The 16,090-nt window shown below is 38.1% G+C and carries 15 protein-coding genes; 9 read left to right on the top strand and 6 right to left on the bottom strand.

Features of this window, described 5'->3' with window-relative positions:
• Nucleotides 1-40 precede the first annotated feature (40 nt).
• Complete coding sequence (locus tag CH361_RS15380) at nt 41-2,068, top strand: SpoIIE family protein phosphatase (RefSeq protein ID WP_100791695.1); 2,028 nt, start codon at nt 41-43, stop codon at nt 2,066-2,068.
• Between the two features lie 90 nt (nt 2,069-2,158).
• Here the strand turns inward: CH361_RS15380 and CH361_RS15375 are convergent, their stop codons facing one another.
• From CH361_RS15375 to CH361_RS15360, 4 genes are read right to left on the bottom strand one after another with little or no spacing between them, the layout of a single operon-like run.
• Nucleotides 2,159-3,058, bottom strand: a complete 900-nt coding sequence (locus tag CH361_RS15375) for a TPM domain-containing protein (RefSeq protein WP_100791694.1) — start codon at nt 3,056-3,058, stop codon at nt 2,159-2,161.
• Nucleotides 3,058-3,723 carry a TPM domain-containing protein gene (locus CH361_RS15370; RefSeq protein WP_100791693.1) on the bottom strand — a complete coding sequence of 222 codons (666 nt, stop codon included), beginning with the start codon at nt 3,721-3,723 and terminating at the stop codon, nt 3,058-3,060. The genes CH361_RS15375 and CH361_RS15370 overlap by 1 nt, the downstream gene beginning before the upstream one ends.
• Before the next feature lie 45 nt (nt 3,724-3,768).
• The gene (locus CH361_RS15365; RefSeq protein ID WP_100791692.1) at nt 3,769-4,623 is read right to left on the bottom strand and encodes a heme o synthase; all 855 of its coding nucleotides are present in this window, start codon (nt 4,621-4,623) and stop codon (nt 3,769-3,771) included.
• On the bottom strand, nt 4,623-5,504 hold the full coding sequence (locus CH361_RS15360) for a COX15/CtaA family protein (protein WP_100791691.1): 882 nt from the start codon (nt 5,502-5,504) through the stop codon (nt 4,623-4,625). The genes CH361_RS15365 and CH361_RS15360 overlap by 1 nt, the downstream gene beginning before the upstream one ends.
• Before the next feature lie 125 nt (nt 5,505-5,629).
• Here CH361_RS15360 and CH361_RS19725 point away from each other — a divergent pair, with 125 nt between their 5' ends.
• From CH361_RS19725 to CH361_RS15330, 7 genes are all read left to right on the top strand, one after another.
• Nucleotides 5,630-5,782, top strand: coding sequence for a hypothetical protein (locus CH361_RS19725; RefSeq protein ID WP_165782275.1), 153 nt, complete (start codon nt 5,630-5,632; stop codon nt 5,780-5,782).
• Nucleotides 5,783-5,800: 18 nt separating this feature from the next.
• Complete coding sequence (locus tag CH361_RS15355; protein ID WP_100791690.1) at nt 5,801-6,634, top strand: SCO family protein; 834 nt, start codon at nt 5,801-5,803, stop codon at nt 6,632-6,634.
• Nucleotides 6,635-7,597, top strand: coding sequence for a cytochrome c oxidase subunit II (coxB, locus tag CH361_RS15350; protein ID WP_100791689.1), 963 nt, complete (start codon nt 6,635-6,637; stop codon nt 7,595-7,597). It begins immediately after the preceding gene.
• A 9-nt stretch (nt 7,598-7,606) separates the two neighbouring features.
• On the top strand, nt 7,607-9,220 hold the full coding sequence (locus tag CH361_RS15345; RefSeq protein WP_100791688.1) for a cytochrome c oxidase subunit I: 1,614 nt from the start codon (nt 7,607-7,609) through the stop codon (nt 9,218-9,220).
• Nucleotides 9,207-9,980 (top strand): cytochrome c oxidase subunit 3 family protein, encoded by a 774-nt coding sequence (locus CH361_RS15340; RefSeq protein ID WP_100791687.1) that lies wholly within the window; start codon nt 9,207-9,209, stop codon nt 9,978-9,980. Before CH361_RS15345 ends, CH361_RS15340 begins: the two co-directional genes overlap by 14 nt.
• A 13-nt stretch (nt 9,981-9,993) precedes the next feature.
• Nucleotides 9,994-10,575, top strand: a complete 582-nt coding sequence (locus CH361_RS15335) for a cytochrome C oxidase subunit IV family protein (protein WP_100791686.1) — start codon at nt 9,994-9,996, stop codon at nt 10,573-10,575.
• An 81-nt stretch (nt 10,576-10,656) separates the two neighbouring features.
• Complete coding sequence (locus tag CH361_RS15330; RefSeq protein ID WP_100791685.1) at nt 10,657-12,588, top strand: SpoIIE family protein phosphatase; 1,932 nt, start codon at nt 10,657-10,659, stop codon at nt 12,586-12,588.
• Between the two features lies 1 nt (nt 12,589).
• Here the strand turns inward: CH361_RS15330 and CH361_RS15325 are convergent, their stop codons facing one another.
• Complete coding sequence (locus CH361_RS15325; RefSeq protein WP_244279911.1) at nt 12,590-14,167, bottom strand: 7TM-DISM domain-containing protein; 1,578 nt, start codon at nt 14,165-14,167, stop codon at nt 12,590-12,592.
• A gap of 261 nt (nt 14,168-14,428) precedes the next feature.
• On the opposite strand from CH361_RS15325, the gene CH361_RS15320 reads away from it, so the two are divergent.
• On the top strand, nt 14,429-15,199 hold the full coding sequence (locus CH361_RS15320) for a LamG domain-containing protein (protein ID WP_244279910.1): 771 nt from the start codon (nt 14,429-14,431) through the stop codon (nt 15,197-15,199).
• A gap of 143 nt (nt 15,200-15,342) precedes the next feature.
• On the opposite strand, the gene CH361_RS15315 is transcribed toward CH361_RS15320, so the two are convergent.
• A complete protein-coding gene (locus CH361_RS15315) occupies nt 15,343-15,876 on the bottom strand; it encodes a class I SAM-dependent methyltransferase (RefSeq protein ID WP_100791683.1) in 534 nt (177 codons plus the stop codon).
• Nucleotides 15,877-16,090: the final 214 nt, after the last annotated feature.

Raw genomic sequence — 16,090 nt, 5'->3', positions numbered from 1 at the left:
GGTCGGGATGGTGGTTTGGTGTTTGGTGTTTGTTTCGTGTATGGCGAAAGAAACACCTCCAAAGGTGGAAAAGGGGTTTCTGCAGGCCGAGTCGTATTTAAAAGACCAGACAAAAACCATCGAACTTGTGGGAGATTGGGAATACTATCCCGGTCTTTTGATTTCTCCAACAGAAATGGAGTCTTTAGAAAAGACGAGAGAGCCGCATTTTTTTAAAGTTCCAGGGATCTGGACAGATTCCTTTTGGGATCGAGGGTTTTTGGCTGGGGATGGGTATGCTACCTTCAGTCTCAAAATCCAACATGGCCAGAAGGGAATTCCACTTTCGTTAAAGATTCCTGAAATGGAAACCGCCTACAACTTGTTTGTTGATGGAGTTAAGGTATCTTCAAACGGATCTGTGACCACCTCTTATCAAACAGGAAAACCAGAATATCGTCCAAGAATCATTGATTTCTTTCCCAAAGAAGACCAAACATCCATTGTACTACAGATCTCTAATTATCATCATAGAAAGGGCGGACCTGCCCAAATAGTAATATTTGGAAAAACTTCAGAGATTCATCACCAATATGAATCTGCTATTCTGCGGGATATGTTACTTGTTGGTAGCATTTTGTTTATGGGGATTTATCATCTGTTTTTATATTGGAATAGAAAAAAAGATCCGTTTACTTTTTGGTTTGCCTTAACTTGTCTTCTGATTGCCTTAAGGGTATTCATCACTGGTAATAAATATCTGATTCAATTGTTCCCAGATTTACCGTGGGAAATTCATTTAAAACTTAGTTATCTTAGTTTCTTTTTAATCACTCCAATCTTTTCTAAATATATTTATCTTCTTTTTAAACCATATTTTTCTCGTAGAGTTTATGAGTTTGTTAAATATTTAGGATTTGCCTTTTGTTTTATCGTTTTAGTAACGAGATCATCGTTTTACACCTATTTGATGATCCCTTTTCAGGCTTTTACACTTGCAGGTGCAATTTATACATTTCTTGTGATCATTAGAGCCATTCGGGATTCTTTACCGGGTTCTATTTTGTTTTTCATTAGTTTTACAATTTTCATCGCTAGTTTTATTAACGATATACTAGTCAATAATTTGATAATTTATGGCCCACTCACCATTCATTTTGGAATATTTACTATGTTTTTTGTGCAATCTGTTTATATTGCTAGAAACTTTTCCAAAGGTTTTGTTGAGGCCGAAAACTTTGCTGTTGCCCTCTCTGACAAAAATCAAGTTTTACAAAAAGTTCAAAATCAGCTAACAGATTTAAACGAACGGTTGGAAACTAGGGTCAAAGATAAAACAGAAGAACTCCAAGGGAAATTGGATCAAATTGGAAAGGATATGAGGCTTGCAAAGTCTATCATCCAAAGTGTGACTAAAATTCCAGATTTAGAACCCTATCTTAAGGTAGATATTTTATACAAACCGATTGCAGAAGTCGGTGGAGATATATTTTTCATAAAACGAATTCAGGATTTTTATTACCGATTCTTTTTAGGTGATGCGACAGGACATGGCCTTCAAGCAGCCCTTTACTCCATGATGATCCAATCAGAGTTTGAACGTGTTTCTGCTGTTGCCATGCGTCCAAACGATTTGTTGTTTTATATGAACCAACATTTTTACGATAAAAATGCAGATCTTCAAATTTATTTTCCTGCAATGGTAATGGACTTTGATTTTCACCAAAAAATTCTTCGTTATGCGGGAGGTGGTGTTCAAAATCAAATTCATATAAAAAAAGATGGGTCAACTTCCTTGTTTGAAAATACAGGCCCCATCATTGGGATTTTAGAACACTACCGGTATGGAGTTTTTGAATCAAAAGTAGAATCTGGAGATCGAATCTTTTTGTTTACCGATGGAATATTTGAAGAATTAAACGAATCTGATGGGGTACAAGCTTGGGGAGCTTTACTCGAAGTCATTCAGAATACGACAAATTTGCCGTTTGCAGAGGTCGTTCCTTCCATCAAAACTATGTTATTCGAAAGAATGAACAAGTCTCAATGGAAAGATGACTCAACTTTGATTTTTATTGAAATTACCTAGTAGGTGTAATCAAATTTTTTTATCTGTGGTTTAGAGAAGAATATATCACAAAGTTTTGGTTTTGATATATCCTCCCTTAAAAATGTCTTTTTACCAATCTCCTGATGAGCCACCACCACCAGAATCTCCACCGCCTCCCGACCAACTGTCGCTGGAGCTGGATGACCATGAATCGCTTCCGCTAGACCAACCTCCATCATAATAACCGCCACTTCCGCCACCACCTTTTCCTAGGCCAAAAAACTTTTTCAAAAATATGACCAAAAAGAAAAGGGCAATTGCAATGATGAGACCAAAAGTCCCTCCAAAGATAAAGGCTAACAGAATATAGAGGAAAAGGATTCCAATGATTGTAACTACTAAACCACCAAAACCAGGTACAAATAGAGAAAGAAATGTTGTGATTCCACCAATAAGCCCTGATACCATTTCATCCGATTCGGAATTTGTTGTATCAACATCATCTTCAGAAGGTGTATATTCCCCTCGAATGGCAGCCATAATGGCATTCACTCCTGCGGTGACACCTCCATCCATATCACCTGATTTAAAACTAGGTCTTAATTGCTCACGAATGATATGTTTGGCTTGAATGTCCGTTAAGGCACCTTCGAGACCTCGACCCACTTCAATTCGCATCTTTCTCTCGTTAGGTGCTATAATTAAAAGAATTCCGTTATTTTTGGATTTTTGTCCCAACTTCCATTCATCAAAAATTTGGATGGCAACATCTTCTATGGTTTCATCGTGTAAACTTGGTGTTGTATAAACTGCAATTTGATTGGAAGTTTCTGTTTCGAATTGTTTGAGATTAGATTCTAATTGGTTTACGGTTGCTTCTGATAAAATTCCAGCGTGGTCCATCACTCTTCTTTCCAATTTGGGAACAGGAAACGAATGGATTGTAACGAAAGTTGGAAATAAAACAAATAACCAAACAGTTTTTAGGTTAAAAATTGATTTTAAATTGATAGTTTTTCTTTGATTCATTACATCAATTTCCCACCGTCACGGATTTCGTTGGAGATTTCATTTTTGTCATCTTTTTCTCTTTGGATATTGTATTTCTTTAGTAAATCTCCACAGAATAGAATACTAGAAACAATCCCTTCTTTTTTTTTGCCCGATTTCATTCCTTCGATGATCAAACGGACTGCTTCACTCCATTCTGATTTAGGTACTACCCTTGCAATTTCTTTGTCAGGTAAAACTCTAACAAAATGTTCATAGAACGAGATATAAATCAAAATTCCAGTTCTACTTTTAGTTCTAAAAACTTCTTCATCTAAAAAAGCTTCCTTGGCTCTTAAGTCGACAAAGTATTGTTTGGCGTTTCTTGATACCAAGCTGATTCTGATTTTTGGAAAAACCGTAGCAATGGTTAATCCAATCACGGCACCTATCCAAACAGATAAAATAGCGAAGAAGGACTCTCCTCCCCAAACGATTCCGTACAAAGTCTGAATGGTGTAAAAGGCGGATCCAAAAACTCCACCTAAAAGAAAGGCAGCAAACCAAACCCATTCTTTGTAATGGTGAGAAGATTCTGCAAAATAGGGAACAATTTCGGCAGAGGTTTTTGATTCTGCTTCCCCAACCGCTGTTTTGATTTCATCCAAATCGGATTTAGAGAAATAACGTGCAAGTATGCTCATGGGCAGAAGGAAAACAGAAATTTTAATTCAAATCAATCAAAAAACCTAGATTTTAGAATCAATGACGATGGCTACACTTACTAAAAATAAGTGAAAGATGCTAAAAAAGAAAAATCGTTTCGCAAGTATTTTGTCCTGAGAACGTTTTAGAAGATAAGCAAAAATCAAAATCAAAATGGTGAGAAAAACAGCAGAACTTAAAAATATAAATCCCATTCTATCATCCACAAAGTAAAATCCAATCACAGAAAGGGAATAAGCCGTGGCATAAAGAAAAATTTGATTCACTGTCTTTTGGATTCCAGATACCACTGGCATCATAGGAATTCCGGCAAACTCATAATCATCTTTTAAAAAGATCGCAAGGGCCCAGAAGTGAGCTGGAGTCCAAAGAAAAATCATAAGAAACATAACCCATGCTTGGACGGGAAGTGCATTGGCCATTGCTGCATATCCGATGAGTGGTCCTATACATCCTGAGATCCCACCAATCACAATGTTTTGTTCTGTTCTTGGTTTCAGCCAAATTGTATATAAAAACACATACAAAAGTAAGGCCGATAATGCACAAAGAGCAGTGAGAAGATTAATAAAATAAGTTAAAATTCCAAATGCTAAAATCGAAACTACCACTCCCAAACAAAGCGCAAAGTTCGGTGAAATTTCACCCGAAGGGATTGGTCTTTGTTTTGTCCGATACATCACAGCATCTCTTTCTCTTTCGATATATTGGTTGAGAATGAAAGAGGCGGAACTCATTAGGTAAGTTCCAAAAAGTGTAATTAGGATTTCAGCGAGAGTAGGGTAGCCTGTAGTTCCTAAATACATTCCTGGGAGAACAGTGGCAAGAACAAGTACAGTGACCCTAGGTTTTGTGAGTTGGTTCCATAACCGGAACATTATAAAACCTCTTTTTCCTCAGACCGGAACTGATAAAAAGCCGCAATAAAACAAAACATAAACACGAGTACGCCGTTTAGCGTATGTAAGCCGGTTATTAGTTTTGGTAGTTGGTATAAAACATTCATTGCACCAAGTAAAATTTGGAATGAGATGAGATAAGCAGCAACTTTTAGAGATTTTTTAACATGATTGTTTTTTAAATAGAGGATTCCGTAGGCAGATAAAGAAAGTACGGAGAAGGCAGCCAAGTATCCAAACAATCTATGTTCCATTTGGAAACGAATGGTTCCTTTCATTTCGGGAAACCACTCTCCGTAACAAGTTGGGAAGTCGGGACAAGCAAGGCCTGCATAATGAGAACTCACCTTTCCTCCGAGAAATAGTTGGTACAAAACGACAACGAGAACAAAAACGAAAAAATATTTTCCTGGTTTGTTCCACTGAAATTGGGAAGAAGGATTTTCAGAGATAAGCAACCGAACCGTAAGACAGGCAGATAATAACAAAACTGCATTAAGTAAGTGCAGATTAACGGTTGTTGGGTGAAGGAGTTTTGTGACCGTAAGTCCACCAAGAATCACTTGTGAAATCAGGAAAATCAACGATAGAGTTGCAGGAATTCCTAATCGAGAACGAGTCTCTTTGTTTTGTAAAATCCAAACAAAACCAATTCCCACTAAGATGCCCAAAACACCGGAGTAATATCTATGTCCCACTTCCATAAAAATTTGGAACGTAAATTCCGGTACAAATTTTCCATGACATAGGGGCCAGTCTGGGCATGCGAGTCCAGAGTCTGTTGCTCTTACGAGTGGTCCGTAGAGGAGATTGATGAGAATCATTGCGGAGAGAATGGTGTAAAAACGTTTGAGTGTCATACGTCTATCTATTTTCCTCCAGGTTTTGTGATCTGAGTTTGGGGAAAATAAAATTAATCTTGCATCTTTTAAAAATTGTTGGATAAAAAGAGCAGTTTTTCGTATAGACTATATCAGGTAAAATTATGCAAAACACAGACCTTTACAATAAGGGTGGTTATTGGACTTTCCTTATCACACTCGCACTCAACATTCTTTTCTTCGCTTACATTTCCTTTGTTCACCCGGGTACTCCGGAAAACCCAGGAATGGAATCTAAGAGCGTTCAGTCCAAATAGGGTAACAACCAAACCTTCGTGAAAACCAGATTTTTTCTTTTGTTTTGTTTGCTTTTGGGAATTCAGGTCTATGCGTATGATCCCCATTCCAATCTCACTCGGGAGAATAAACTCCCCAAAGAACTAGAAAATATCGGATTTTCCGATGTCACAGGGAAAGCTCTGAACCTTGATATCCCCTTTCGAGATGAATTAGGAAAGACAGTTCGTTTTTCTGATTTTCTTTCCAAAGGAAAGCCCATCCTCCTTTCTCCCGTATACTTCAAATGCCCAACGCTTTGTAACTTCCACTTAAATGGTGTGTTCCAGGGACTGAAGGCACTCGATTGGAATTTAGGCAAGGAATACCAATACATTGCGGTATCCATTGACCCAAAGGAAGACGAGTCCATTGCCTTTCCCAAAAAAGGTGCTTATTTGAAAGATTATGGCCGGGAAGGTGCGGAATCGGGCCTCCATCTCCTCACCGGTACACAGGAATCCATTGATGCTTTGACAAAACAATTGGACTTTCGGTACGCATGGGACAAGGAAGCGAAACAATACATCCACGCCAGTGGGGTTTATGTTTTGACTCCGGAAGGGAAGGTCTCAAGGATTTTTCAAGGGATCCAATTGGAACCAAGAGATTTGAAATTTGCCTTTCTTGAGGCATCTTCAGGTAAGATTGGGAGTTTTGTAGACAAGTTTGCTTTATTTTGCTTTCAATTTGATCCGAGAAAAAATAAATATACGATATACGCATACAGGATGATGCAATTCGGGGGGGCGGTCACCTTACTCCTTCTCGGTGCGTTTTTATACATAAACTGGCGAAAAATAACAAATAACAACCGTCAAGGAGTTACATAGATGTCTTGGAGCAGTCTCATTCCAGCGACCTCGTTCATGCCTATCCAGGCAACTGAAATCGCAAAAGAAGTCGATCTTCTCTATGCGTTTCTGATCATAGCAAGCCTTGTTTCGTTTGTCATCTTGATTGGTGGAATGACATGGTTCCTCATTAAGTTCAAACGTACAAGTTTAGACCAGAAATCCGCATACATTACTCACAATAATTTTGCAGAATTTCTTTGGTCGTTCATCCCTCTCATCATCATGATGGGAATTTTCTATTGGGGTATGGTCATTTTTGAAAAACTTAGAACCCCACCAGAAGACATTGCGGCGGAAATCCACGTCACTGCTGAGCAGTGGGCTTGGACTTATCGTTACGCAAACGGAAAAGAGTTTTATAGTTCTGCAAATGATCCTTTGATTGTTCCTGCAGGAAAAGCAACAAAACTCATCCTCACTTCTAAAGATGTCATTCATAGTTTCTATGTGCCGGCTTTCCGAACCAAACAAGATGCGGTTCCAGGAAAACTCACTCAGCTTTGGTTTGAACCAAAACAAGCAGGGGAATACATCGTTTTCTGTACGGAATATTGTGGAACCAAACACTCTGGTATGATGATTAAAATCAAAGCCATTCCTTCTGAGGAATATGCAGCTTGGTATCATGCTGAGAAAAAAGGTGCCGACAGTCCTGCCGATCTTGGGAAAACTCTTTTTGCTCAAAAAGCTTGTGCTTCTTGTCACTCCATCGACGGATCTAGAATTGTTGGTCCTACGATGAAAGGGCTTTTTGGTTCCGGAAGAAAGTTCGCAGATGGAAGCCAAGCTAAGGCAGATGAAAACTACCTTCGTGAGTCTATCCTAGTTTCTTCGGCAAAGATCGTAGAAGGATATCCGCCAGCAATGCCGGTTTTCCAAGGTTCTTTGTCTGACGAAGAAGTTGCCAACCTAATTGAATATATCAAATCCATTAAATAAGGAAGAGAGATGAGTTCAGCACATACAAAAACCGAACATGGTCACACCGACCATAATTATCTGAACCACGGATCTGGAATCTGGTCTTGGATGACCACTCTAGACCACAAACGCATTGGTCTTATGTACTTTGCAACAGTTGCTACCCTTTTCTTAATTGGTGGTTTCTTTGCCTTAGGAATTCGTTTGCACTTAGCTAAATTTGGTGCCGAGCCACTTTTAGATCCAGACACTTATAACAAGTTTATGACCTTCCATGGTGCCATTATGGTATTTATGGTGATCATTCCTGGGATTCCTGCTTTCCTTGGAAACTTTGTCCTTCCCATCCAATTGGGAGCAAAAGACGTTGCTTTCCCAAGGCTAAACCTTGCATCTTACTATGTTTTCATTGCAGGAGCACTGATTGCTGCTTCTTCGATGGTTTTCAACCAAGTAGATACAGGTTGGACATTCTACACTCCATACTCAACTTCAAAGACTTCTAACGGAGTGATTCTTTTGGTTTTGGGTGCGTTTACTATGGGTTTTTCTTCCATCCTTACTGGATTAAACTTCATCGTTACCACTCATAAACTCAGAGCTCCTGGAATGACAATGGACAGGATCCCACTAATGATTTGGGCTCTTTATTCCACTTCCATCATTCAGATCCTTGCAACACCGATCCTTGCGATCACTCTTCTCCTCATTGGTGCAGAGAAAACTCTTGGTGTGGGAATCTTCGATCCAGACTTAGGTGGGGATCCAGTTCTTTTCCAACACTTCTTCTGGTTCTACTCTCACCCTGCGGTTTACATCATGATCTTACCTGCGATGGGTGTGATTTCTGAACTCATCACTGCGTTTTCCAAAAAAACAATTTTTGGTTACCGTGCGATTGCATACTCTTCGGTTGCGATTGCTGCAGTATCCTTCCTTGTTTGGGGACACCATATGTTTGTTTCCGGTCAGTCAACACTTGCTGGAATTCTTTTCTCCCTCATCACTATGTTTGTTGGGGTTCCGACTGCGATTAAACTCTTCAACTGGATTTCCACAATGTATCGTGGAACGGTTACCTTCGATGCGCCAATGCTCTTCGCTCTTGGTTTCATGTTCCTCTTTACAATCGGTGGTTTGACTGGGGTATTTCTTGCCTCCACTGGTATGGACGTTCACTTCCATGACACTTACTTCGTAGTGGCTCACTTCCACTATGTGATGGTGGGTGGAACATTGATGGCGCTTATGGGTGGTATTTTCTACTGGTTCCCTAAAATGTTTGGAAAAATGACTTCCGACCTTGGTGGAAGAATTTCTTGGGTTTTGATCTTTACAGGATTTAACGTAACTTTCTTCCCACAATTCGTACTAGGTGCGATGGGAATGCCAAGACGTTATTTTGATTACCTTCCTGAATACACAAACCTCAACCAAATCTCTACCATTGGGTCTTGGCTCATTGGACTTGGATTCTTAGTAGGTCTTATCACAATCATTCATGGAATTTTAAAAGGGGAAAAAGCTTCTGACAATCCTTGGGGTGCAAAAACACTCGAATGGCAAACGTCTTCTCCTCCTCCACACGAAAACTTTACAACTACTCCAACAGTAACTGCAGGGCCATATGACTTCCGTTAGTTCTTCAGGTGAATTTCACCACCAACATCATTTTAAGAGTGCAGAACATCAGTATGCCTCATCCAAACAAGGAATTTGGTTATTCCTTTGCACAGAGATCCTTATGTTCGGTGGCCTATTCGTAGGTTACCTCATTTACCATTCTCTATACCCAACTGTTTTTAAAAATGGTTCGGAAACTCTTGATTGGAAAATGGGAGCGGTTAACACTATTGTCCTTCTTGTCAGTTCTTTCACCATGGCGGCTGCCATCAATTATGTGCAACGTGGTTTGCATAAGATTGCTGCCATTATGCTTGTGATCACAATTGCTTGTGCTGGTGCCTTCATGGTCATCAAATACTTTGAATACAGCCACAAGTTTCATGTAGGAACAGTTCCAGGTAAGTTTTCTCTTGTGGATCCTTCTTGTGGTGCTGGTGGAAAAAGAGCGGATTGTGAATCTAAGATTTCTGCTCTCTTAAAAAACCCGGCCGAACTTGAGAAAAACCATGTAAGTGCAGAAGAAGTATCCCGCCTTAAAGCAGTGATCTCTCAACCAAAATGGGAAATGTTCTACGGCTTTTATTTTGTTATGACTGGTCTTCACGGAGTTCACGTGGTTGCTGGTGCTTTACTTATCTTCTGGGTTTTCATCAAAACTCTCAATAGAAAAGTTGGTCCTGAATACTACACTCCTGTAGAAGGTGTGGGTCTTTTCTGGCACGTAGTGGACTTGGTATGGATTTACCTCTTCCCACTTCTTTATTTGGTAGGATAAAAGGTATTATAGAATGGAATACGTAATCAATTACGGACTTTACTTCATCGCTCTGGTTGCAGTTTTCACTCCAATTCTTGGGTTTGGAATCTTTGCTCCAGGGATTGCTAAAGCAACTATTTTAGGATTTATCGTAAACTGGTTTGGTCAGTTTTTCCAAACAGACCGTTATGCAAAATTTACAGAAGAAAACAAAGACAACAAATTGTTGAAGTTTGTTTTGGGTGACGAAGATCACAAAGAAGACCATGCTTCTGCTTCTATGTGGGTAGAAGATGGAGAAGAGGAAGAAGAACATCACGAACACCATGTGATCGCTATCAAAACTTATGTTTATGTTCTTTTAGCACTTTTCTTTGGAACTTTTGTGACTGTTTGGGTAGCGCAATATGACCTTGGAAAGTGGAACATGATTGTAGCCATGGCGGTTGCAACTTGTAAAGCCTTCTTCGTGTTAGCTTACTTTATGCATTTAAAGTATGACAATATGCTAAACCGAGTGATTTTTCTATCGGCTTTCGCATTTCTCGCGTTACTTTTTGCTTTTTCTTTCGGAGATATCATTTCACGAATTGCTCCGACAACTGGATTTTAAGCAAAAACTTTCGTAAAAAATTTTCAAAACCATTTTAAAGAAGCCCGCCCTTGTGCGGGCTTTTTCGTCTAATGAAGAATCGTGTATCAGTATTTCAGAACGATTCTTGCAAAATTCCTAGATCTCACTCCTGAAAGGAAAATCTACAACCAGGATTATGTTAACGAACTAGATAGGCACACTCGTATCATTCAGATACCTGGTAGTTTCATTGGCGTATTTGGTATGTTAGGTTTTGCATTTGGTACTGATGCTGAATTGCATCCAGAATTTCCTGAGTTATTTTATTTCCGGATTGGTTTTAGCCTCCTTTGTTTTTTTTACATAGTTTTTATTATTTATAATCATTTTAAGAACAAACTGTCCTCTTGGGAAGGGCTTACTTGGGCTTACATTACATACGCATATCTTTTGTTTACGGCAGCCTTATATACAGGCCGGATCGCCGACGATTCACCTTATGTGTCGGGCTACCAGATGCTTGTGATGATCCTTCCTTTTTTGCCTTTGCCGAGAAAAACTTTATTTATCTATTATCCCGTCTCGATTTTGATTTTTGCGATTTCGGTCATCGTTTATAAACCCGATCTATCGACTGCTGCCGCTGCCTATTCTATGCAAAACTTGGCAATTAGTTATGTAATTGGAATTTTTAGCGGCCTCATTATGGAGAGATATCGTTTTCATTCCTTTTTGAATCATAAAAAAATAACCAAAACGGTTGATGAAATTCAGGCATTAAAATCGCAACAAGATGGTGATTATTTTTTAACAACATTGTTATTCGACCCTCTGATTGGGAAAGAAACAGACGGGAACGCTATAACAATCAAGACATTGTTAAGTCAATATAAGAAATTCCATTTTAGGAATAAGGAATACCAGTTAGGTGGAGATTATCTTTCAGTATATAACTTAATTTTACAAGGTAAAAGGTATAAGGCATTCATAAATGGTGATGCCATGGGAAAGTCCATTCAAGGTGCAGGTGGTGCCATTGTACTTGGAGCAGTATATAATTCGATTGTTATACGATCTAAAATGGATCCAGCATCATCCAATAGGTCTCCAGAAAGATGGTTACATGATTGTTATTTAGACTTGCAGAAAATTTTCGAAACTTTTGACGGAGCAATGCTTGTTTCTGCAGTGTTAGGACTATTGGAAGAATCTACTGGCACCTTATATTTTATTAATTTAGAACACCCTTGGATCATTTTATACCGCGATGGTAAGGCCCGATTTATCGAAGATGAAATTCATTATTATAAACTTGGAGTCATGGAGGTTCCAACAAATCGATTTATATCCGTTTTCCAGATGAAAAAAGGAGACAAAATTATTTGTGGATCGGATGGAAAAGATGATATTGTCATTAGCGAAACAGGCAGATTTCGAGAAATTAACGAGAATCATAATTTAATCCTGGAGTGTCTCGAAGAATCTAGTGGCAATATTGAAACTTTGATGAGCAATTTAAGATCGAAAGGTAAATTTTCTGATGATTTAAGTCTGATCTCATTAGAATATAATTTAGCACTGCTTTCCAAACCAGGCATTCACTGGATAGAAGCGAAAGAGCTTATTAAGGAAAAAGAACATAGTAAAGCATTGGATGTGTTGCTTTCATATAACTCTGCATTAGATATTTCAATAAAGGAACTAAAGTATATTACAAGACTATATGAAAAAGAAGGTGTATTACTGAAAGCAGTGGAATATGCTAGTTTGGCATTAGAAAATTTTCCATCTGATACGGGATGGATGTTCCACACGTCAGTACTATATAAACGTCTTTATTCAATTTATAAATCTCAATCTTTTTTGTCGGAATCGCAAGAATTGAGCGAAAGGGTGCGACTAAGGCAGCCTTCTAATATTCGTAACATGATACATTTAGCGGATGTGTGCCGTCTGAATGGTGATAGAGATAGATTCACTTTTTTGTTGAAACAAATACAATTGAGAGATCCAAATCATGAAAAACTTAAAGAGCTTTTGGTTAAGGCTTAAATTATCGAAATGATTTCATTTCTTTTCTGAATTCAATAGGTGTAAGGCCTGTGGTTTTTTTGAATTCTGAATTGAAACTTGATTTTGAGCCAAACCCGGTTGCGAACGCAACTGATATGATGGAAAGTTCAGGATTGGTTTTTAATATTTGTTTTGCTTCCGCAATTCTGTAAGAGTTGACGTAAGAACGGAAACTGAGTTCGAGTTTGGCGTTAATTAGTTCGGATGTTTGTTGGATGTTTAATCCAATCGCTAAAGCCGTTTTTTCTAAATCTAACTTTTCATCTAGGTAAGGTTTTTCCTCTTTCATCCATAATTCTAGTTTGTGTAAAAAATGATTGTAATCGATTTTTTCTAACTTCGATTTGGTATACTTGTTTTTTTGGCCTGCCTCAAGAGCAAACATCCTTTCTAAAATATTATTTCTATTCAGTATTAAGTCTTGGTACTTTTGGAATAAATTGAACAATAAAAAAAATAAATCTAATTGGAAAGCAAAAGCTGGGCCATAAACAGCTAGTAAGGAATAATTAGTAATTCCTAGATGATAAAAAATAGTAATATATCCGAAGAAAAAATACAATCCCCAACTTGCTAAGAAAAAAATAATCCTTTTTTCACCCATTAGAAAAACTTTAATTCCTGTTAGAAGTATCAAAGGAATTGAAACAATATAAGTTAAGTTGATAACCTTAGAAAAAAAAGAATACTCTTCGGTTGTTAAAATTCCAAAGGCCGAAATCAGTCCAGTGGCCGCTAACGTTGCTAATATTTTATCTACGAATGGAGTTTTTGTTTTTGTTTCTAAAAATAATCTCGTGAATTGAAACGACGCAGCAATGCCCACTGATAAAAAGAATAAAATCGCCTTGCCTTGCCACCATATTGCATTAGGCCAAAAGCTGTGGAATGAATTTCCAAATTGGGTATTGCACCAGAGGGTATTCGTAATGACATAAATTGAATAGTAAAAAAATTCATGTAATCGAAATGCAAAAGCACAAAATATACTAATGATTAACATTACCCCAGAGAAACAGAGAATGGACCAATTTGCAGATGATTCGATAAGGATTTTATTTAGAAATTCGTTTTCGTTCAGTAATAGAATGGGAAAGGAAATGAGAGAACTGGATTGCAATCGGATATAAAAAAATTTTTCATTTGAATGGGAGGGGATAGGGATCCGAAAACTCGGATTCAAAGCTTCCGGGACGGCCCAAGTTGATTTCGGAAAGTTATCCCCCGATTTGTATTCAGTATAGGAATGTTCTGAATTTGGATAATACAAGGTAATGTGATCGAGGACACGCCACTCGAAAGAAAGTATACTTCCTGGTTTAAAGCTTGGATCTGAGATCGGTGCTCTTAACCAGATAATGTTTTTTGTGTAATAAAAGTTAACGGAGTTCTCTTTAACTTGATTCCATTTCTGAACTTGTTTAATAGTCGAAATATCAATTTGATGGTTCCTGTCCTCGAAAAATTCGAATTTGTCCGTGATGTTGTTTTCGTAAAAATAGGAACAGTTGCAGATAAATAAACTAAGGCAAAGAAAAAACCAGGACTTCGACCACATCATCATAGGTTTTCTAAGCGCATGTTCATTTGCGCAAGTGTAAAAAATGTCCAAAAATATAGCCTCGGACGACTGAATCACCAATTCTTAGTAAACTTCTACTTCCAAAAGATTGATTCATATTTGTGGAGGTGCCCTTTGTTTCCATTTTTTAAAACGTTTGTTTTTGTATTTGGGATGGTTTTCGTCCTCGTTTGTCGACCATTACAATTCAATAATGTTGGCGATCTCCAAACTGAAGCGCGAAGGGAAACTATCATTTTGGAATGTTTGCTCGGAGGAAAGTATTGTAGTAATGGGTCCAAAATCCAACAATACATTGTCCCCGCATCCTTGGCTTCGGGACTGTACGCTTGGTACCCTCTGGATGGGAACACAAGTGATTTAAGCGGAAATGCGAATCATGGTTATTTCCCTGGCGGGTCTTGGCCTGCGACTTTAGGTCCATCTTATACTTTCAGTCGTTCCAATTTGCCAAACGGCACTGCTTCTTTCAACGGAACGGATCAATTATTTTCCAGTGACTTTGCTCCTGTTTGTAACGAGGACTTCTCCATTGCGTTATGGATTTTTCCAAACAATGCTACAAGCAATCAAATTTTGGGTTTCCAACAAGGTAATGGTTCCAATCCCGGGGTCATGCTTGCATTGAATGGAACAGGGCATTTCGAGTTTTCTTCTTATTTTTCCTATTGGAATAATCAGAATCTTACACATGGGGCTTCCTCAACAGTTTTGTCTGCAAACGTATGGACTCATATCACTTATGTTCATAGTGGAGCCACACAGCAGGGAACCATTTGGGTCAATGGAGTCAATGTGGGTGCTACCGCTGATACGGTCAATGTGTCGAATGTCACTGGATGCATTACTGGGAGTTTGCCGTTTCAATGGTGGACAGGAACACCACTAAACATCGGTTATGGTTATAGTAATCCTCGGTTTTTTTCAGGAAAGATGGATGATATTTGGTTTTTCAAAGGACGCCAACTGAACGCAATCGACATTTCCACATTGATGAATCTTCCTTAGTATCTCACTATTGATCTTTGCTGTTTTTTCATTGAATTTAGCAAAGGATTTGAGGATAAGAATCTTGTGATCCATTTGCTCTAACTCCAAAACTTTCGGAAGATTTGAATTCTAATAGTTACTTTGATGATGGTTAGATTCGATTACTTTTTTAATATAATAATTCTATTATGGATTTCTAAACTTTTGAATCCATAATGATTTAAAATCCATTCAAATGCTTCTTTTGTGTAAAAGAAGGTATGGGTTTGGTCATTTTTATAATACCACTTCTCAAAGTGGATCGAGTCATCATAGGGATGGGTTAAGATATACAAACATCCGTTTGTATTTAATAAGTTGTATAATTTTTGAAATTCATTTTTTGGGGAATGGAAATGTTCCACAACTTCTGTTAGGATGATATAATCGTATGTTTGTTTTAAATTCTCTGGGTAGTAATGAAAGAAGGGGTCATATAATTGAATCGAATACCCTGACTGGTTTAATAAATATTGAACCACGGGTCCAGGACCTGCACCGTAATCTAGTCCATCATCACTTGATTTTTGATTGGTCAAAATTTTATCCACAATTGGTTTTAAAAAATTTTGGTAACGAATGTCCTCCACATCGTTATTGTGTTCCAAATACCTTGATTTTTCTTCCTCTAGATTTGGCCAAAATTCAGGTTCCATAAAAATGGAAAGGCAAGTAAGGCATCTCTTGTAAGAACGAAACCGATTGGTAAAAAAGGGAAGGGATTCAGATTCACAAAGAGGGCAGTTCACGATTCGGTAATATCATTTTTAAAATGCGACTAGTGATTTCAACTACGATCTACAAGTCACATGAAGCATTTTAATTTCATCAAAAAACCATTCTATTTTTTCCAATCGCTGTCCGACAATT

The organism is Leptospira brenneri, from assembly GCF_002812125.1.
GTDB lineage: Bacteria > Spirochaetota > Leptospiria > Leptospirales > Leptospiraceae > Leptospira_A > Leptospira_A brenneri.
This window is presented reverse-complemented; position numbering and strand designations above follow the sequence as displayed.

Bases quoted from the DNA above. Each gene is read 5' to 3' on its own strand.
- CH361_RS15360 (WP_100791691.1), bottom strand. From the start codon at position 5,504: ATGACACTCAAACGTTTTTACACCATTCTCTCCGCAATGATTCTCATC.
- CH361_RS15380 (WP_100791695.1), top strand. From the start codon at position 41: ATGGCGAAAGAAACACCTCCAAAGGTGGAAAAGGGGTTTCTGCAGGCC.
- CH361_RS15365 (WP_100791692.1), bottom strand. From the start codon at position 4,623: ATGTTCCGGTTATGGAACCAACTCACAAAACCTAGGGTCACTGTACTT.
- CH361_RS15340 (WP_100791687.1), top strand. From the start codon at position 9,207: ATGACTTCCGTTAGTTCTTCAGGTGAATTTCACCACCAACATCATTTT.
- CH361_RS15375 (WP_100791694.1), bottom strand. From the start codon at position 3,058: ATGAATCAAAGAAAAACTATCAATTTAAAATCAATTTTTAACCTAAAA.
- CH361_RS15315 (WP_100791683.1), bottom strand. From the start codon at position 15,876: ATGGAACCTGAATTTTGGCCAAATCTAGAGGAAGAAAAATCAAGGTAT.
- CH361_RS15335 (WP_100791686.1), top strand. From the start codon at position 9,994: ATGGAATACGTAATCAATTACGGACTTTACTTCATCGCTCTGGTTGCA.
- CH361_RS19725 (WP_165782275.1), top strand. From the start codon at position 5,630: ATGCAAAACACAGACCTTTACAATAAGGGTGGTTATTGGACTTTCCTT.
- CH361_RS15325 (WP_244279911.1), bottom strand. From the start codon at position 14,167: ATGTGGTCGAAGTCCTGGTTTTTTCTTTGCCTTAGTTTATTTATCTGC.
- CH361_RS15370 (WP_100791693.1), bottom strand. From the start codon at position 3,723: ATGAGCATACTTGCACGTTATTTCTCTAAATCCGATTTGGATGAAATC.
- coxB (WP_100791689.1), top strand. From the start codon at position 6,635: ATGTCTTGGAGCAGTCTCATTCCAGCGACCTCGTTCATGCCTATCCAG.
- CH361_RS15345 (WP_100791688.1), top strand. From the start codon at position 7,607: ATGAGTTCAGCACATACAAAAACCGAACATGGTCACACCGACCATAAT.